This is a genomic window from Pedobacter nototheniae (genome assembly GCF_004335085.1).
GTDB classification, from domain to species: Bacteria; Bacteroidota; Bacteroidia; order Sphingobacteriales; family Sphingobacteriaceae; genus Pedobacter; species Pedobacter nototheniae.
The window spans coordinates 18,554-38,077 of record NZ_RQRS01000030.1 but is presented as its reverse complement, the minus strand read 5'-3'; the positions used below and the strand labels follow the sequence as shown (position 1 = coordinate 38,077).

17 protein-coding genes and 2 tRNA genes are annotated in these 19,524 nt (G+C 36.0%); 3 read left to right on the top strand and 16 right to left on the bottom strand.

Annotated features, from left to right (window positions below):
- Positions 1–54: 54 nt before the first annotated feature.
- From EHC72_RS20530 to EHC72_RS20475, 13 genes are all read right to left on the bottom strand, one after another.
- A complete protein-coding gene (locus EHC72_RS20530) occupies positions 55–297 on the bottom strand; it encodes a hypothetical protein (protein ID WP_131539597.1) in 243 nt (80 codons plus the stop codon).
- Position 298: 1 nt separating this feature from the next.
- Positions 299–670 (bottom strand): hypothetical protein, encoded by a 372-nt coding sequence (locus EHC72_RS23360; protein WP_449415927.1) that lies wholly within the window; start codon positions 668–670, stop codon positions 299–301.
- 277 nt (positions 671–947) lie between these two features.
- Positions 948–1,541 (bottom strand): hypothetical protein, encoded by a 594-nt coding sequence (locus EHC72_RS20525; protein WP_131539596.1) that lies wholly within the window; start codon positions 1,539–1,541, stop codon positions 948–950.
- Entirely contained in the window at positions 1,504–1,851 is a 348-nt protein-coding gene (locus EHC72_RS20520) for a matrixin family metalloprotease (RefSeq protein WP_262711079.1), read from the bottom strand. The genes EHC72_RS20525 and EHC72_RS20520 overlap by 38 nt, the downstream gene beginning before the upstream one ends.
- Before the next feature lie 290 nt (positions 1,852–2,141).
- Positions 2,142–2,525 (bottom strand): hypothetical protein, encoded by a 384-nt coding sequence (locus EHC72_RS20515; RefSeq protein ID WP_131539594.1) that lies wholly within the window; start codon positions 2,523–2,525, stop codon positions 2,142–2,144.
- 224 nt (positions 2,526–2,749) lie between these two features.
- A complete protein-coding gene (locus tag EHC72_RS20510; protein ID WP_131539593.1) occupies positions 2,750–3,196 on the bottom strand; it encodes a hypothetical protein in 447 nt (148 codons plus the stop codon).
- A 9-nt stretch (positions 3,197–3,205) separates the two neighbouring features.
- Positions 3,206–3,826, bottom strand: a complete 621-nt coding sequence (locus tag EHC72_RS20505) for a hypothetical protein (protein ID WP_131539592.1) — start codon at positions 3,824–3,826, stop codon at positions 3,206–3,208.
- A gap of 305 nt (positions 3,827–4,131) precedes the next feature.
- On the bottom strand, positions 4,132–4,323 hold the full coding sequence (locus EHC72_RS20500; RefSeq protein WP_131539591.1) for a RidA family protein: 192 nt from the start codon (positions 4,321–4,323) through the stop codon (positions 4,132–4,134).
- 3 nt (positions 4,324–4,326) lie between these two features.
- Complete coding sequence (locus EHC72_RS20495) at positions 4,327–7,749, bottom strand: DUF6443 domain-containing protein (RefSeq protein ID WP_131539590.1); 3,423 nt, start codon at positions 7,747–7,749, stop codon at positions 4,327–4,329.
- Between the two features lie 70 nt (positions 7,750–7,819).
- On the bottom strand, positions 7,820–11,626 hold the full coding sequence (locus tag EHC72_RS20490; RefSeq protein WP_131539589.1) for a DUF5977 domain-containing protein: 3,807 nt from the start codon (positions 11,624–11,626) through the stop codon (positions 7,820–7,822).
- A 483-nt stretch (positions 11,627–12,109) separates the two neighbouring features.
- A tRNA-Leu gene (locus EHC72_RS20485) sits at positions 12,110–12,194 on the bottom strand.
- A gap of 49 nt (positions 12,195–12,243) precedes the next feature.
- Positions 12,244–12,316 (bottom strand) — tRNA-Gly (locus EHC72_RS20480).
- Positions 12,317–12,410: 94 nt separating this feature from the next.
- On the bottom strand, positions 12,411–12,899 hold the full coding sequence (locus tag EHC72_RS20475; protein ID WP_131539588.1) for a regulatory protein RecX: 489 nt from the start codon (positions 12,897–12,899) through the stop codon (positions 12,411–12,413).
- Between the two features lie 61 nt (positions 12,900–12,960).
- Between EHC72_RS20475 and EHC72_RS20470 the strand changes: the two genes are divergently transcribed.
- The 3 genes from EHC72_RS20470 to arsC all read left to right on the top strand — a co-directional run bounded on the left by EHC72_RS20470 (position 12,961) and on the right by arsC (position 16,523).
- On the top strand, positions 12,961–15,420 hold the full coding sequence (locus EHC72_RS20470; protein WP_131539587.1) for a bifunctional UDP-N-acetylmuramoyl-tripeptide:D-alanyl-D-alanine ligase/alanine racemase: 2,460 nt from the start codon (positions 12,961–12,963) through the stop codon (positions 15,418–15,420).
- 158 nt (positions 15,421–15,578) lie between these two features.
- Positions 15,579–16,169, top strand: a complete 591-nt coding sequence (locus tag EHC72_RS20465) for a DUF502 domain-containing protein (RefSeq protein WP_131539586.1) — start codon at positions 15,579–15,581, stop codon at positions 16,167–16,169.
- 9 nt (positions 16,170–16,178) lie between these two features.
- Positions 16,179–16,523, top strand: coding sequence for an arsenate reductase (glutaredoxin) (gene arsC, locus EHC72_RS20460; RefSeq protein ID WP_131539585.1), 345 nt, complete (start codon positions 16,179–16,181; stop codon positions 16,521–16,523).
- Positions 16,524–16,540: 17 nt separating this feature from the next.
- Here arsC and EHC72_RS20455 read toward each other — a convergent pair whose 3' ends face one another.
- The 3 genes from EHC72_RS20455 to EHC72_RS20445 form a co-directional block, all read right to left on the bottom strand.
- On the bottom strand, positions 16,541–17,026 hold the full coding sequence (locus EHC72_RS20455) for a hypothetical protein (RefSeq protein WP_131539584.1): 486 nt from the start codon (positions 17,024–17,026) through the stop codon (positions 16,541–16,543).
- A 115-nt stretch (positions 17,027–17,141) separates the two neighbouring features.
- Positions 17,142–17,849: an LOG family protein gene (locus tag EHC72_RS20450; RefSeq protein ID WP_131539583.1), complete on the bottom strand. Its 708-nt coding sequence runs from the start codon at positions 17,847–17,849 to the stop codon at positions 17,142–17,144.
- 18 nt (positions 17,850–17,867) lie between these two features.
- Positions 17,868–19,376, bottom strand: a complete 1,509-nt coding sequence (locus EHC72_RS20445; RefSeq protein WP_131539582.1) for a sodium:solute symporter — start codon at positions 19,374–19,376, stop codon at positions 17,868–17,870.
- Between the last annotated feature and the right edge of the window lie 148 nt (positions 19,377–19,524).

Genomic DNA, 19,524 nt, shown 5'->3' with positions numbered 1-19,524 from the left:
TTCTGGATTTCAAATCCGTCTTTATCTTTAATTCGAGATGACCTGTGGAACATCTCAAATAGTTGAATTTACCAAGTCATTGCCGACCGTTACCAAGTCAATTGCGACTGTTACCAAGTCAATTGCGACCGTTACCAAGTCAATTGTAACCGTTACCAGGTCAATTGCGACTGTTACCAAGTCAATTGCGACTGTTACCAAGTCAATTGAGACTGTTACCAAGTCATTGTGGCTGTCTTTATACTTTCGGATTTCAAATCCGTCTTTATCTTTAATTCGAGATGACCTGTGGAACATCTCAAATAGTTGAATTTACCAAGTCATTGCCGACCGTTACCAAGTCAATTGCGACTGTTACCAAGTCAATTGCTACCGTTACCAAGCCAATTGCGACCTTTACCAAGTCAATTGCGACCGTTACCAAGTCAATTGTAACCTTTACCAAGTCAATTGCGACTGTTACCAAGTCAATTGCGACTGTTACCAAGCCATTCCAGACCATTACCAAGTCACTCCGGACCGTTACCAAGTCAATTGCGACTGTTACCAAATCAACTGCGACTGTTACCAAGTCAATTGCGACTGTTACCAAGTCAATTGCGACTGTTACCAAGTCAATTACGACTGTTACCAAGTCAATTGTAACCGTTACCAACTTATTCCAGATCATTATTCAGAATAAACAAAAAAGCCTAACAGCTCTTAACCGTTAGGCTTTTATTTATCTATTTTGATACTAACAATAGGCAGACACCAACTAAACACGCAATGGAACAGTGGGTCTAATTTTTAAAATAGCGTACTTGAAATGCATGCTAAATAAAACAAAGCCAACTATACTTTTACATGACTGTCTTTATACTTTCGGATTTCAAATCCGTTTTTATCTTTAATTCGAGATGCCCTGCGGAACATCTCGAATAGCTGGCTTGCAACAGCGAAACTATCTAATCACGCGGAGTGCCAGCGGGGAATTTGATAGTTTTAATTAACTCTATAAAAGTGTCCACTTTAGACAAAGGTAAATTTCGGCAGTAAATACTCAAGTTATTACCTTTTTTATCTACATCATAAAAATAGGCTCCTATCATTCCATTTCTAAATCTTTTAGGAAATACCCAAACCACATCTTTATTTGAAATTGTATCATTCACATAATAATGTATTTCAAAGCTTCTACTATCATAATCTTCTTTTGATCTCTTAGATAAGATTACTTCCTTAGACAATCCTACTGAGTCCCAATATTTTTTCTGCTCGTATGGAACAATTGTTTTTTCTTCCGGTCTTTTAAAAACTCCTTTTCCATATTCAAATTTAATAGTATCTGTATCAAAAAAAATAAAGCCGTTCTCTGAGTCTATATTATTATCAATGATTTTGTAAGACAAACTCAAAGATCTTACAGGCGTCAGAGAAAAAAAAGGTGTAACAATTTGCTTTGATCTCCCACATGACCCAATCAAGAATACCATTAAAAGCCAGCATCCAAATCGTAAAATATTATTGTACTCTATTTGTTTTGATAAACTCTTTTGCATCTTTACGTGTATCTTTATCGTTATACATTATCAGTTTTCCATTGTTAGGTACTGAAATCACAGCGCCACCATATATTTGCTTAAGTTCATTTGGTGTCACATAAGTTCCTGAAACAAACTCATTCATTAAGCTTGTTGACGCATCTTTATGATCTAATCCCAAATTATGCCCAATTTCATGACTTGCAACCTTTTCAAATCTTCCTGAAGTTGACAAAGTACCCGTTTCAACCGTAGAAGATGTCCCACCTACTTTAGCTAGTCCTTGTACGCTTTCTTTTTCACCTGCAATATTATTACTCATAACCATGATGTGATTAATTCGAGATGACCTGTGAAACATCTCGAACAGCTGAGTCGCTGCACCAGCACCCACAACTTCTACACCTTCAACGAAAGAAGTAATACCCTGCCAAATAATTTCACCAACTGTGGCATTAGCCCCAACTGCTACTGTAGCTCCTCCTGCATTTAAGTCCTTCCCAAACAGTTTTACCCATGGTAGCGGCTATTTGCTAAGTTCTAATCCAATACATATATAGCCATTAAAGCAGAGGCTCATTAAATTCGAACTCATCTAGAAATAGAAAAGCCCAACAATTAGAACTCATTCAAGATAAATTGTTCAAAGTATTTTTTTATCAAAAGTTTGTCTTTTGAAAAGCTAATAAATGGCTGCCCGTCTTTAAATTCTAAAAGAAATGTTTTACCATCCGTAAATGATGCCCAAATAATATTTAAATCTGGTTCATTATAGAAATATTTGAATTCATCATTAAGATTAACGAGCTGATCTTTTAATAAAAGATATTTAATATACCAGTAGTCGGATTGGAAATTAACTGAAAATTCTATGTACGGCTCAATTTCAAGCTCACCACACATCTGTATTTTCGGTTCAATTTTTAATATATCTTCTATAAAAGATAAACTTTTTATCTCATTGATTATTCTGTACTTAAAGACCTTTACTACGTTTTCCATTTTTATAGTATGTATGTTTATGAGGCGACGATCATTAGGCTTTATTCTTTAGGATTTCAAATCCGTCTTTCTCTTTAATTCGAGATGCCCTGCGGAACATCTCGAATAGCTGGCTAAAAAGTATAGCAGCAATGTAAAACAGCAAAAGCCCAGCATTGCTGCCGGACTTTGTTACTATTTTTATTTCTCACAGACGAAACACACGCACGTCATTAAGAAGGATATTAATTAACCTTGACTAATCCCTTGTTTTTATAATTGTCTTTTTCAATTAACTCCATCATCTCTGGATTTTCTAATTCAATTTGAATGATTTTAAAGGCTGTCAAAAAATCTTTGGGAACTGTCGAGGTTTTGTATGTATAAATACTCAATGTATCGCCTGAGACTTTATAGAATAACGGATCTAACCCATTGTAAATATAATTCTTGTTTCTATTCGGTTTATTTTCCTTTATATTAGAAGTACCTATTGTCACTAAGCAATTATCCGAAGTCATTCCCCAAACAAGCTTTTTTATAAATAACTTTGATTTTATTTTTTTTGAAGATAATTCAACTACATCAAACTGAACGTCTTCATTTTTTTCTGGAAATGCAAAATAAAAAAACAAAAACGCAAGCATTACAAGAATGGTCGCTACCAAAACAATCATTTTTATTTTACTCATACTCTTTTATCAGTTTCTTGAAGAATTCCAACCCTGTGTTACCCTTCTTCCAGTGTATTCAATCTCTCCATACCAAGGTGAAGGCCCGTAGCTTTTGCCAAACATAACAATCTTCATAGCATTTGTACTATTATACTGTCCTTGCTGTAAAGCCCCCGCCAGTTTCATATATGTGGTTAAGCTAATATGAACTCCAAAATAAGTTCCTGTCCTCCCGTTGTATCCAGCCAGATAATTCCCTGCAGATCGAGCTGTAGCATATTTACCATCAAGTAAACCTCCTGTCATAGGGCCATATGGAGCAATCTCTTTATTAGCTTTTATGTCAAATTTATAGATTCGCTTTTCAGTACTAGATTTTGATTCATTGGCAATTTGTTTTAAATCCAGATCTTTTGCTTCCTTGTGTTTACTATCGATTATCCCGTCCCAAGATTTCCCAAACTCAATCCTTCCTTGCGCTTTGCCAGATCCGGGAGTAACAAACTCATCCCAGTGTTCTGTTTCCCCCATCTTCTCACCTCCACCAGACGTTGATTTAGTTTTCTTGCGATCTTTGTCAACGTCTTTTTTAGATTTAGTGCTAATTGTCCAATAGGAGCTACTCGAAATGCACGCTAAATAAAACAAAGCCAACTATACTTTTACATGGCTGTCTTTATGCTTTCGGATTTCAAATCCGTCTTTATCTTTAATTCGAGATGACCTGTGGAACATCTCGAATAGCTGGGTGTTTTATTTTTCGTATCTAATACAATTGATCCTGACTGTTCTATCATTGTGCTTTTACTTGTATTGTAAATATTGTCAACGCTTTGAGTTACGCTTGCATCACTTTGAACAGTAACAACATTTGAAATAGCACGTCTTTATCTTTAATTCGAGATGACCTGTGGAACATCTCGAATAGCTGGATATTCAAAGTATCTGATAAATTACGTATCTCTATCAGTTAAACCCATTTGCTTTAAAATAGCTTTAATTGAATTGTCGTCGACATCTACATTTTTGAGTATTCTTATAACTTCATCTATATCTTTTTCCTCTACCGCCTTATCAAATTTATTTAATGTCCCACTTAGATATAGTCGTTCATTTACAGTGGTACCCCTATATTTTTCATTCATAATTTACTTAAATGGATTAAAGATTGAATAAGTTTTTTGTGTTACATTTTTTGGGTTTATTAGATACTCAGGAAGCCCTCCAGTATTCCCATCCAATGCTTTTGCCGCTCTCGTTGTAATGATGTTCTTAGGTTTTACTATCCCCTCTACCATAAATTCCGCCGTATTTGTCACACCACTCGCACCACCAGATGGCAACCCTGCAACGTTTCTAAAGTTTTTAACAGTTGAGGGGTCTTTTGGTGTCCAAGAAAACCCCTCTGCTTTAGCATCTCCACCAAAAACACGGTAGACAGACACTTTTTCTGCGGCTACTTTTTCTACAGCAGCACTCATAGTTCCCTGTACCCCCCCCATAGCCAAACCCATTGCATCTGAGGCATTGCCCATAATTTCGGCTCCACCTTGAATGACCTTTGTATATGCCTTTATGTCATTGCCCTTATCTATAACATTGCGGACATTTTCCGGAACATTCTTGACATAATCTGGGTCTTGCTTCTGTACATCGTTACGTACCTTGGCAACAGCACCGTCTGCATAAGTTTTAAATCCAAGTACAGACGTAACCTTATATTTTGCGGCCTCATACAATTCCATTGCCCAGAATATGGGGCAAGTTGGGCATTTGCCATCAGGGTCGGTGTACCTAATTGGGTTGTTCATCCCATATTGGTATTGGGTTAAACTTTCCTGTCCGCCTTGCTCAGAACTGGGGTCAACAACATTCCACCTGCCAATCACCGGATCATAGAACCTAGCGCCGTAATCATATTGCCCTAACTCTTCCTGCAACTCCTTGCCATTATAAAGGTACTTGTTTACATTTGAATTTGGAATACCCATTTTCCTTAAGCCAAAAGCATAATAATCGTCCCTTTGGATTACCTCTGCCAGTTGCCCGTTTGGATTCTTGTAAAAAGTAGCCCTCACATTACCCAAATGATCGGTCAGGTTATATTCGTAACTGTAATCTGTTCCGTTTCTTCTTGCTACACCTTCCTCGGTCTGGATAAATTCTATCGCACCATTCGTATATTGGATCCCAGCTACATAGTCGGTAGTATTTGTTCCACTAACTTTCTTTAGTTTTTGTCCGGCGGCATTGTAAGTATAGGTGATGTTTTGGTTGCCACTTACCTGTGTTGGCAGGTTCAGGTAGTTGTAGGTTAAGTTAATCCCTTTTTGGCTATCGCTCTTTAAATTCCCATTTTCGTTGTAGGTGTAACTACTGTTGGTAAAACCACTAATCTGTGTCAGTTGGTTACCCGTGTAACCCGTATAATTGTTTGTCCCAGCGTTATCTCTCGTCAGGCTGGTAATGTTACCCATAACATCATAACTAATCGCCTCGCCAAGGTTAGGGGAGCTGGCATTGGTTAAACGGTTTAACCTGTCGTAGCTGTAACTAAAGGTATTGATGGCTGAATTATTCCCTGGTCCCCATAATTGGTTGCTGATGTTGCCATTGTACTGGGGGGTCACGTTTATAGCATCCTGGTAGTTTAACTGGATGCTGAACTGATCGGAAATACTGCTTTTTAACCAGCCCCTTTCGTTATAGGCAAATTTGGTGTTTTGTAAAAAGGTATTGCCTCCATCTACACTGTGGCGGTTCTTTTGCTGCAATTGCCCCAATTCATTATAATCCAGTTTGCTTAAAAGTATTTCACCTTTACTGTTGATGTTTTCAAAGGTGCCGAGTTTCCTGCCCATATGGTCATATTCATAGCGGTTGGCAATTGTTGTGGTTACTCCGCTTGCTACATGGGTACGGGTGCTGGCCGTGAGTTCGCCGGCAAAGTTGTAGGTATTGTCTACTACATCACTTCCGCCTAAATGGTTTTGACTTTTGCTTTGCACAACCCTTCCTTCTTCATCGTAATAGTTAACCGTAAGCAGCTGGCTGCTACTACCCAGCGTTAAAATACGGCTCCCGGTTTGTAATCCTTTGGTACGCCCGCCATTTACCTGGTTTGCTCCACTTGGTTGCCCAAATGTATTGGCCAAAAAATCATAATCATCGTAATAATTAATACTGTAATAGGCACCAATGTTTGCCGTTGGAAGAGTCTGGTTGGTATAACCCGTATTTAAACCATTGCTGTTGGCGTTATCCCGTTTCTCCCATAATGGCTGGTTTGAAGCTGCTTGGCTGTCAACTGATGCCTGCAGTGTTAGCCGCTCGCCTCCTCCTGTATATAAACCGCTTAATATTACACGCCCCAAAGCATCATACTTGGTAAACAACCATTCTTTTGGTGATTTAGCTGCTTGTACGGCATCCTGACTGTACACTACCTGATCTAACTTATTATAAACCATATATTCCCAACCCTTACCTGGAATCTTCTTTTCAACTAAACGTTTACGTCCATCATAATGATAGCCATAAATAAAGTTGTTAAAGCTGGCATCGCTTTCAGTGAAAGAGCTAACCGGGCTTTGCCCGTTTTCATTTACTGCGGGAGGCAATACATACCTTAAATTGCCGTAATCGTCATAAAGGTAATAGGTAGAAAGGCTTTTGCTGTTGGTTTCCCAAGTCCTTTTTAATACCACATGGCCTTCAAAATCTTTAAACTCTTCAACCGTGCCCATCTTATCATCTGCTGGTTTCCAGTTCTCATCTTTAGAGATCGTTTTATATAGTTTACCCGGCAGGTAAACGCCTGCACTTGCCCCGTTATCGGCCGCATTTATCGTCCAGAGTTTAACTTCGTTCAATGCATTTGTTCCATAATCCATTTTTACCGTATGCCCCGCTAAACTGTTTGGTGCAGGTTGCCAGTCTAATCCTGGGGCGCCTTGTTCCAGCACCCGGTTTAACGGGCTGGCCTCAAATACCGTTTGGCTAAAAGGTGTAGAGATAACCGGGATGCCGCTTGTGGCAGGCTGGCTGAGGTAAAAAGAAGATTGCCCGGTTAAAGCATCAGCCCGGTAACTGCCGTTGCTGCCTGTACTGGCGGCATAGGGCAGGTATTTAAATTGTTCACGTCCAAAGGCATCGTAAGCCACAGGCTGCACCAGATCTTTTCCTGTAGGGCTGCCTTGCACCGTAACGGTTTGTAGCGGGCGGCCCAAGCCATCAAAGTATTGGATGGTTTGATTTTCATCGCATACCAGTCTTGCGTTACCCAACGTGGCTTCGGTTACTCCACGCTGTTTAAATATTCGGGTTAAAATGTAGTTCTGGTTGCTGCTCGGTAAGGAGACCAAAGGGAAACAGTTCTGCAGGCTTTTCCCAGTCGTATAAATACGAACGTTACCTGTAGCATGGAAACCGTCGGTTAAGGTTACACTTAAGGGGGCATTAATCTCTGCCTCACCATTATAAGTACTTACTGTTTTATGGTCTTGTGCTTTTAAGCCAAAACCACTGAGCAGTAAAAGAAGAACGGAGCTATAATTTAAATATCTTTTCATGAGGCACTAATTTTTATAATGGTATAAAAGCATTAATTTATTTTTTTGTTAAAATATAATTCCTTGAGATTTATTCTATCTCATTTTTGGCTGAAAGCTTTAGGGTCGCACTATTAAGGTTCAGATCAACATTTCTCATATAATAGTCACTATAGAAATCCAAATACTTGATAGAATTTCCATAGCTTAATGTAAGAAGTGACCATCCTAAGTTTAGAGATTCAGAGTACTTACCGCCAGTAATTTCAAAATCAATATTATAGATCCCTTTCGGAAGCCTAATGCCAGCATTAACTTGTTCTTGGTTAAAGATGTAGGTAGCTTTTGAAACTGTATTTCTGAATTCGACAGATGAAATATTGCCAGATTTGGCCCCACTACTAGGTAGTGTTCCTGTTTCGTTTACAAATGAGATCAATATGGTTTCACCACAAGTTCCTTTTGCATTGGCATTTGCTTGCCCAGCCAATTGTAATGCAGCTGTAGCCTGAGCATCAGCATCAGCTTGACTTAGTGAAGAAACATAGCTCCCTGCAGCAATGGTATAAAATACACCGCTTCCAGAAACACCTGTTCCGCAGTTGTTTCTGTAAAAAACAGCCGAAGTTTCTGTGTTATAAAATCTGCCATCGGCTACACGAAAATTATACTTATTGTTTTTTAATATATTACCATTTCCATCTTTTATGTTTTCCAGTTTATTGAAACTGTCGTATTCATAAAACTGTGTAAGTCCTTTAGTGTCAATAATGGAACTAATTCCTATACCCGTATTGTAAGTATAGGTTGTAATTTGTGCATCAGAAGGAAAAACCCTTATATCATCATAAGCAGTTCCTCCGCTCAAAGAATGGTTTCCACTTATAAATGGCTCGGTTTTATATTGCCAACCAGATCCCGTTAGAAAATAATAATCGATTAAATAAGGTTTTGCATTGGGGGTAATCCAGTTTACCAAATAATTGCCATTATGAAAGCGATTTCCAGTATGTGCATTACCTGTAGATTCATTAGAAATATCTTCGAAATTTTCTGTAAAAATTTCACTATCTGAAGCGTTTTTAGCTTCAGCAATTGGATAATGTTTGGTGTTTGTACCATATCCCCACTTGTAAGCCATAGATGGGCCATTTTCTTGCTTCTGATGTACCAAATGTCCAACTGCATCATAATAAAAATGTGCCTTTGGTGATAGTCTGGTATCACTTATAACTGTATTATACAATCCTGCAGACCGAAACTCGCTATTTAATGAATGAATACCTGTTGCATCCATAGTATAAATATCTGTAGGGCGGAATTGATTATTGAAGAGTGTAACCGTTGAAGCAATAAGAACAGAATCCGTTAAAGTCTTCTTCCATAATTGTTTTTCCCAAACTGGCGCTGTTACGTTTGCTGTTAGAAATGGAGCGCTTAAAGAGGGGACGTAATTATCTGCATATTTATACTTTGTTACTACAATACCGCCATCTGCACTTAACTGTCTTGTCATTTGCAAGTTTTTCTTAACAGGATCATAAATATTTATAGATTCATTTTTAACAGAATCGGTACCAAAGTAATTTATTTCACTACTTTTAAGTACATATTCCCAACCTTGGTTATATTGGGTAGTAATTGGGGCAAACTGCTTTAATGGGCCAGGATATCCCCATGCAGGACCTGACCGATTTAGAATAACTTCAAAAGTTTGTTCTGGTCTAACCGATGTGATACTATTACCAAATACAGCCATGTAATTCATCACTGTTCTTTTTATAGGTTGTAACAGTCCTGAAGAAAGACTTTTGAATACTGTGGTTTGGGTTAAATGAGGCTGGGCATTAAAATAGTTATTCATTGAATAATCTGATCTAACTACCAATTTATTATCTACAGATGTATTAGTTTCAGTTACTGATTGATAATAATCTTGCACTCCATAATAGTCGCTTTCAGAAATTGACGAACTATATATAACCGCATTTCTTGTTCTATAACCCGTTGGTTCTTCAATGACTTCTGTTATGTTGGATTGATGGTAAACTGGGGTTGGATTAGAAGTACCAGTTGAAAAGCCATCTGCATCAGTATATTTATATTCTTTAACGGTTGAAAGCCCGATAAGTGGAAAATCTTTAACTGACCTTACCCTAATTCCTCCAACTACTTTTCCTTCTAAAGGAATATCTGTTGTTCTTGTATAATTTACAGTTGCCCTAAGTTCGTTTTCATATCTATCGGCCATGGCATATAAAAAATAACTTCCCGCAGGCAATACCTGCGTAAATGGTGGGTTGGCATTTTCACTAACAACTCTCCCAAACATTACTTTTTCTCCGGTAATAGAATTACGGACTTCAAAATCGGTTTCACCACGTATATTCCCATCGCCCCAAGTTGTTAATGGATAACGGTCAACCTCTATCCTTATCTCTTGAGCTGTTTCTAATACAAAAGGAACCACATCAGTTCCTTGAACAAAAGCCTTTGCTGTTATTCCAATATCTTTCTTTTTATAATTTCTGCCATCAAAAGCTACATTTCCTTCATAAGTAAAGGTAGTGTAGCCGCCTGTAGGGTAGGTAATCTTTTTTAGCGCTCCTTGTTTTGTAAAAGATAGGTTTGGTTCTCTATTTGGACCGCTGGGATAAATAGATGATGGTATAAGAATACTGGATGAACTACCGTTATAATATCCAAAATGATCTGCTCCAAGGGTAGGTTTAATTGGGAAACCGAAAGATTCTTCATACTCAAAATTATGGATAAGTGGAGATGATGAAGTTCCATGGAGATCGCCTCCAATATTTTCTTCCAGTGATGTCAATTTCAAAAAGGCATTATCACCAAAGTAGCTATGATTAAATTTGAAATATTTAATTTCTCTCAAAGCATCTTTATCTACAACAGAAATACCACCTATAGCATAGTTAATACCTTTTAGATCAAGTCGGGGAGAAACTTCGGGAAGGAAATTTACAGTAAATTTTTCAGAAGAGATTTGAGTCAGCCTCAACGGAGCCACAAAAGTTGGGTAACTATTTACAGGGTCATACAAAATACTTTCATCATAAAATGTTGAATATTTCTTGTAAGTCTGTGTTAAAGGACCCATTTGAGTGATTTCTGCCTCTTGAGTATAATTCAGATCTATTGATTCTGTAAGAGCAGCATTTTGTATCTTGGTAAGATAGTAAGCAGATATATATGGAGGTAAATTATATTGCGCATTGGCATTGCCTTTTGATCTCGTAGTTTCTGTTGCACTAAAAAGGTAATTTGTTCCATCCTCTGTAATGATAACAAATGCACCAATCTGTTCAATAATTTTTAATTTTTGATCAGGATAACAATACGTTACTCCCTTATATATAATGAATTTGCCTGAATGGCCAGGAAAGTTGAAGCTATATACATCTGGTTCTGCATCATAATTTCCGTTATATACATTTTCTAAAAAGGTTTGAAAATCTTCACTATCGGAGTTGTTTAAGCCGTTATAAATTTTATTGGAAACATAATCACTAGAAAAACCACCAGCATCATTATCTCTGTCTACTTTTCCTCTTATATTTCTGGTAATTACACCACCTGATTGCAGTGTCCATCCAAGGCCTGCCCAACCTGCATTTTCTGCAGATCTTAAACCAGAATACCCATAGCCTAAACTTATGGGCAGGGAAAGCTCTAGCCCTTGGACATTAAATATTGGAATACTCAAATTTGCCGATCCTGAGGAAGGATTAACCGAAATATCTCCATACCGGGTAATTCCAGCTGCTGTTGGGGACGGGCTTATTAGATCAGTTCGCAAATAATTTGTCCGATCTTGTGCAAATGCTTTGCAAAAAAGCAAAGCAAGCATTAAAGAAAATAAAATTCTTTTGTTCATTTTAAGAGTGTTAAACTTAAGATTTGGTAATAAAGCTATTTTGATAAGTAATACTAGGTGATGGATAGGGGATTAGCTATTTTAGCTGAAGTTCCCAATCATTGTCCTCTTGTATCAAACGGTAAAATCCATCAATACCGAGGCATTAGGAGATTGTGCAATTAAGTTTGGTGTGTTATAATTTGTTGGATCGGTTTGAGCAAATAGGCTATAGTTTGCCAGCAAAAAAAACTGAATAGAATTTTTTTCATGAGTGCGTTAGTGTTTAGATTTTTTTAATCTTTCAATCTCAGTTTTCCCAAACACTATCCGTTTCAATTGAGACAAAAAATTGTTATAAATATGGAAAATAATAATTTAATTGCCAAAAGTGGATCCTCAATTTCTATCTAGATCATAAAAGTTTTTAGTAGTGATCAAAGAATCAAGCACATAAAAAAAGCCTTGATTTTCATCAAGGCTTTCAGTTCGATTTTTTGTAAGTACTCGGGGCGGGAATCGAACCCGCACGCATTTTAGGTGCACAGGATTTTAAGTCCTGCGTGTCTACCAGTTCCACCACCCGAGCAGGTGATTAACCTTTTAAATTAAAAGCCTTCAATTAAGAAGGCTTTTAGAGCGAAAGACGAGATTCGAACTCGCGACCCCGACCTTGGCAAGGTCGTGCTCTACCAACTGAGCTACTTTCGCATTAACAAAACAAGTGTATGTGTTTCGTTTTGGTGATGCAAATATAGGCAGATTTATATTTCTGTCAAGGGATTTTTAACAAAAAAAATAACATTTAGTTTAAATTGCTGGCTTTCAGTACAAGAAAAATTAAATCACTTTCAAAACCTTTTCCCTGCAGGTAGTTTATAAGCTTAAATTTTCGCTTAAAAGGATCACTTTCGTTTAAAACGGTTGCCTTTTTTTCGGCTAAATTTTCAAGTGTTCGTAAATAATCATCTTCATCAAGGCTATAAATTGCCTTTTGTAAAATCCGATCTGGAACTCCTTTTAATTTCAAGCCCTGTTTAATTTTTATCCGGCCCCAATTTTTGATGTTAAATTTTCCTGCAGCGTAGTGGAGTGCAAATCGTTCCTCATTTAAAAAGTTGGAAACAATTAATTCTGAAATAATTTCTTCCAGTTCATCGCCACGCATTCCCCAATCTAATAATTTACCTCTAACTTCTTTTTGCGAACGTTCTTGGTAAGCACAAAAACTTTCGGCTTTTGCTAATGCTTGTTTTTTATCTAAAAATACTGCCTCTGGTTTCCCGCTTTTCATAATTAATTACTGAAATTCGTAAAAATAAAAACGATTACTGTATTTTTCTGAATATAAAAAGATGCTGAACCCTAAATATACGATTGCAAATATTGCTGAAATTTTAAAATGTGAATCAAAATTTATTGATAATCAGATGATTATTCAATATTTAGTTATTGATAGCCGTTCAGTTTTAGTGCCAGAAAATTCTTTATTTTTCGCCTTAGTTTCTCATCGTGATGGACACGAATTTATAAAAGACGCTTATCAAAAAGATATTCGCAATTTCGTAATCAGCGATTCAAAATATATTATTCTTTATCCAGATTGCAATTTCATCATTGTGAAAAATGTTTTGGAAGCATTACAAACTTTAGCAAAACATCATCGCTCACAATTTAATCTAAAAACCATCGGCATAACAGGGAGTAACGGTAAAACGATTGTTAAAGAATGGTTGTATCAACTTTTAGCTGCCGATTTTAACATTGTCCGTAGTCCTAAAAGTTATAATTCTCAAATTGGCGTTCCGCTTGCTGTGTGGCAAATAGATGCTCAGAATGATCTCGGTATTTTTGAAGCCGGAATATCTGCGGTAAATGAAATGGAAAATATTGCAGAAATTATTCAGCCCCAAATTGGGATTTTAACCAATATAGGAGAGGCGCATGCTGAAGGTTTTGCTTCCCGAAAGGAAAAACTTGTTGAAAAACTAAAGTTGTTTAAAAATGCAGACTTATTTATTTATGCCCCGGAATATGTAAGTGAGGTTAGTTTTAAAGATCTCCCAGGTAAAAAACAATTTAGTTGGAGTAGTAAACAAGCAGCAGATTTACAAATTGTTGCTGTAGAACCCATTGAAGGTAACTGTTATTTGAGGGCGATTTATGAAAATAGGGAGATAGAATGCTTGTTGCCATTTAAGGATAAGGCTTCGATAGAAAATGGAATGATTTGCTGGGCAACTTTGCTTGCATTAGGTTATACACCAGAACAAGCAGATTTACGTTTGGAGAAATTGAGCCACGTGAGCATGCGTTTGGAGCTTAAAAATGGTATTAACCAATGCTCTGTTATTGATGATTCTTACAGCGCTGATATTTCCTCTTTAGCTATTGCCCTCGATTTTTTAAACCAGCAAAACCAACACCCTAAAAGAACGGTAATTCTGTCGGAGTTGTTTGAAACTGGTAAAGAAGATATAGATTTATATACTGAAATTGCCGATTTGCTAGCCCAGAAAAAGGTAAACCGACTAATTGGAATAGGCACACGTATTGCTCAATTTGCTGATCTTTTTAAGTTTGAAACACAGTTTTTTGATACTACAAATGATTTTATTGAGGCTTTTCCCGGCTTAATATTTAACCACGAAACCATTTTGGTGAAAGGATCAAGGCGCTTTGAGTTTGGTAAAATCAGTAAACTTTTAACACAAAAAATTCACGATACCGTTTTAGAAATAGATTTAAATGCAATGGTTGGTAATCTGCAGTTTTATCGTTCTAAATTAGCACCAGGCGTAAAAATTATGGCAATGGTAAAGGCTTTTTCTTATGGAAGCGGAAGTTTCGAAATTGCCAATTTACTTCAATTTCATAAGGTAGATTACCTTGCGGTTGCTTACGCAGATGAAGGTTTGGCCTTGAGAAAAGCAGGTATAACTTTGCCAATTATGGTTATGAGTCCTGAAGAATCAGCTTTCGAAGCTATTATTAAGAATAATTTAGAACCTGAAGTTTATAGTTTAGAAATTCTTAAAAGCTTCTTAAATGCACTTTCTGATTATGAATTTAATTATCCAGTACATATTAAAATAGACAGCGGAATGCACAGATTGGGTTTTGATGAAGCGGAAGTGGAAACTTTATTAGACTTACTGAAAGATAACAATAAGATAAAAGTTCAAAGTATATTTTCTCATTTAGTGGCCAGTGATGCTGCCGAGCACGATGGATTTACGCAATCTCAGATTGATAAATTTACACCTTTGGCAAATAAAATAGTTGATGCCTTAGGTTATAAACCATTATTTCATATTTCAAACACCTCTGGTATAAGTCGTTGGCCAAATGCGCAAATGGATATGGTGCGCCTCGGCATTGGTTTATATGGTTTTGATTCAGGTCTACATCAAAATCGTGGTTTACAAACGGTAATGGTTTTAAAAACAACCATTACTCAAGTAAAGCATTTGCAAGCTGGCGAAACTGTTGGTTACAGTCGTAAAGGTGTAATGAAAAAAGGGGGTAAAATAGCAACCGTAAAAATTGGCTATGCAGATGGTTATAGCAGGGCTTTTGGTAATGGCGTTGGTAAAATGCTTGTAAATGGGTGTTTGGTGCCTACAATTGGCTCTATTTGTATGGATATGACGATGCTTGATGTTACGGATATTGATGTTAAACAAGGCGATGAAGCCATCGTATTTAATAAGGAGCATACTATTATGCAGCTTGCAGAAGATGTTAATACAATTCCTTATGAGATTTTAACCAACATTTCTCAAAGGGTAAAAAGAGTTTATTTTTATGAATAGATTCATTTTGAAGAAATTAATTCCAAAATTATTTAGCTTATAACTTGCCAAAAAAGGCTGAATACAGAAATAAATTTTCTGTTTTACTTGTTGCGTTGTGGTTAAAAGTGTTGAATTCTCTCTGGAAATCTGTGGCAAAAATAAAGTAAATTTGCACCATGAATAGAATAGGGAGAGCCATTTTAAATTACCTCATTAAAGGTTTATTAATAGTTGTACCTATAGCCCTTAGTGTTTTTATTGTAATTTGGGCTGTTACAACTGTTGATAGCTGGTTAAATGTTAACAATATTTTAGGCGTTGATCCAAGAACGGGTGCAAGTAGAAATATTCCTGGTTTAGGGCTTTTAACGGTGATTAGTATAATTCTTGTTGCAGGTATTTTTGTAACCAATTTCGTTACTGAGCCCATGTACAACTGGTTTCAGAAAATAATGCATCGCTTGCCATTATTAAATTTTATTTATTCATCAATAAAGGATTTAACAGAAGCTTTTGTTGGCGATGAGAAAAAATTTAATCACCCCGTATTGGTAGAAGTGGAGGGAGGCCTGAAAAAAATTGGTTTTTTAACGCAAAACGATTTGAAAAAGTTAGAACTACCAGATGATGTAGCGGTTTACTTTCCGCTTTCTTATTCATTTGCTGGGCAGCTTTGTTTTGTGAATAAAAGTAAAGTAACAGATTTGAAAATGAGCGCTGCCGAGGCTATGAAATTGGTTGTTAGTGGCGGTGTAAGTGGTTTGTAGTTAATAGATATGATTAAAATTTATCACAATAATAAGTGCAGTAAAAGCCGTGCAGCACTTGCTGTTTTAAACGAGAGCGGAAAAGATTTTGAATTGGTTAATTATTTACAACATCCCCCAACCGAGGAAGAATTAGCTTCGCTTATAAATAAATTAGGCATAAAACCTTTCGAATTGATTAGAAAAGGTGAAACCATTTATACCGAAAAATATAAAGGAAAAGATTTAAGTGATGCCGAATGGATTGAAGCAATGGTGCAAAATCCTATTTTAATAGAAAGACCAATAATTGTTAATGGTGATAAAGCAGTTATTGCAAGGCCAACGGAAAAAATTCAGGAAGTTTTAGTCTAATTGTTTCTTGCTTCAACTTATCTCAAAATTATTGGAATAAGTATTAATACAATAAAAAGAATTAGCATGCGGTTATAGTATTCTCGGGCAAAAAGACCAGCCATTAGTAAAATATCATCATCAACATTGCTGCTAATCATTCCATTACCCGACCTTGAACTGTAAATAATTTGCTTATCCATATGGTTATTAATAGACCACCTGCTTAACCAACTATTTTGGTAACTCCAGTCAAATTGTTCGCCAGTATTTAAAACAATTTTGGCTTTAAAGCTTAGTAAATCATAACTAATTACACCAATAGCTTCATTTTTATTATTTAATATTTTGGTTTCTGAAGCCAAAATACCATTCGTTTTTAAAAGATAAACTCCATCTATTGAAGTTGCAATTGCAGTATTTTTCCATGAACTAAAACTTAATGAAAATTTCAGTAATCCATTTTTAAATACCTGATAATTGCTGTCAAATAAGCCTTTTCTCCAATTTAATATATACTCCATCACTCAAAGGTTTTCTTTTAAGACCACAAATGTATTTAAAAGTTACACTTAAAGTTTAAAAGAAAAAGCGCCTATTTTACGGGCGCTTTTATTAATTCTATAATCTTTTGCTGATTTAAAAATTCGGTTTCAATACATACTTATCGTAGAAACGGAAAATATGTTCTGCAGCTTCTTCAGCTGTATCAACCAAACGGAATAAATTTAAATCTTCCTCATGGATGTTATGTTCTTTTAATAACATTGTATTTTTAATCCAGTCGATTAAACCACCCCAATAATCTTTACCCACCAAAACAATTGGGAAGCGGGCAATTTTACCAGTTTGAATTAGCGTTAAAGCTTCAAAAAGCTCATCCATAGTTCCAAAACCACCAGGTAAAACCACAAAACCTTGGCTATATTTCATAAACATTACTTTACGAACAAAGAAATAGTCAAATTGTAATAGTTTATTGTGGTCGATATATTTGTTATGGAATTGCTCAAATGGCAATTCGATATTTAAACCAACTGATTTTCCGCCATTGGTGTATGCACCTTTATTACCAGCTTCCATAATACCTGGGCCGCCACCTGTGATCACACCGTAACCACGATCAGTTAAAAGTTTACCGCATTGCTCTGCCAATTGGTAATATCTATTTGTTTCTGCAGTACGTGCCGATCCGTAAATGGTAACACAGGGACCGATTTTAGCTAATTTCTCAAAACCATCCACAAACTCAGCCATGATTTTAAAAATCTGCCAGCTGTCTGTTACTTTAATTTCCTGCCAATCTTTATTCTCAAAAGCACTTCTTATTTTTTCTTCACTCGTCATATAAACTCTTATTATATATTAAAACTTCGTCTGTTGATCTGTTTTTTTACTGATCAGTAAAAGGCCTAAAAATGTAATAAAGCCATTAATTAAAATTAATTCAACACTAAACGTGTAACCCCCCAAAAGCTCTTTTGAGTAAGTTGCAAGCAAGTAACATAAAAATGGGGAAAATAAACATACAAATGGAACTAATTTATCATGTAACCCACGTTTTTTTACAAATAATCCAAAACTATACAAACCCAACAACGGTCCGTACGTATAAGATGCGATTTGGAAAATTAAACTTACTACGGAAGAACTGTTTAGAACATTGATAACGATAATAACTAAAAACATTAAAATTGAAAATCCGATGTGCACGGCATGGCGCTTTTTAACGGCGTTGTGTGCATCAAGATTTTCTTTTTTGTCCATACCTAAAAAATCTACACAAAATGATGTAGTAAGTGCTGTTAAGGCCGAATCTGTTGTTGCAAAAGTTGCAGCGGTTAAGCCCAGCATGAAAATAATAGCAGGTAAAGCGCCCAAATTATTCAATGCAATTTCTGGAAACAATAAATCCGTTCTTGGTTTATTTGTGATATGATCCAATGGAATATCAATCCCATTTTTACTGGCGAAAATATATAACAGTGCACCAACGCTTAAAAAAAACACATTTAAAACAATAAACACACCCGTAAAAGTGAACATGTTTTTTTGTGCCTCTTTAATAGTTTTCATACTCAGGTTTTTCTGCATTAAATCCTGATCTAAACCCGTCATGGCTATGGTAACAAAAATACCACCTATAAATTGTTTACTGAAATAGAATTTGTTAGTTAGGAAATCATCCCAGAAAAATATTTTAGAGTAGCTACTGCTCTTAATGGTTTCAAAAGCTTGTGGGATACTGAAATTTAAGCTGTTGCATATAAAGTAGATGGTTAAAAAGACCGATAAAACTAAGAAGAATGTTTGCAAGGTATCGGTGATGATAATGGTTTTTAAGCCACCTTTAAATGTATAAGACCAAATTAAGGCTAATGAAATTAAAACGGTTAACCAAAAGGGTATTCCATAATTATCAAAAATAAACCGCTGTAAAACGATAACAACAAGGTATAATCTGGTTGCAGAGCCTAAAGTACGACTTAATAAAAAGATAGAAGCGGCTGTTTTATAGCTGTAATAGCCCAATCGTTTTTGTATATATCCGTAAATAGACGTTAAATTCATTCTATAATAAAGCGGTAGAAGAACTGTGGCAATAATTATGAAACCAACTGCGTTACCTAAAACAAACTGAAAGTATTGGAATTGGTTACCACTTGGTGCACCAACTTCTCCAGGAACGGAAATAAATGTTACACCCGAAAGTGCTGTTCCAATCATACCAAAGGCAACTAAATACCATTTAGAGTTCCGGTTGGCGATAAAAAATGTAGAATTGTCTGACGAATTTTTTGAGGTAGCAAAAGAAATTATAATCAGGACCAGAAAATAGCCCAGAAGAAAACATAACAGAATTGTTGGAGACATAAATTTGTTTTTAGCTGCTAAATGTAGTAAAAACGATTTTTATAATCAATATATAGATTTTTAAGATAAGGATTTCGCTAATTATTTGTGGTTAGCATTTACGTTTAGGAGTTTTCAAACCTTGGTTTTGTGAATCTATAATATTCCT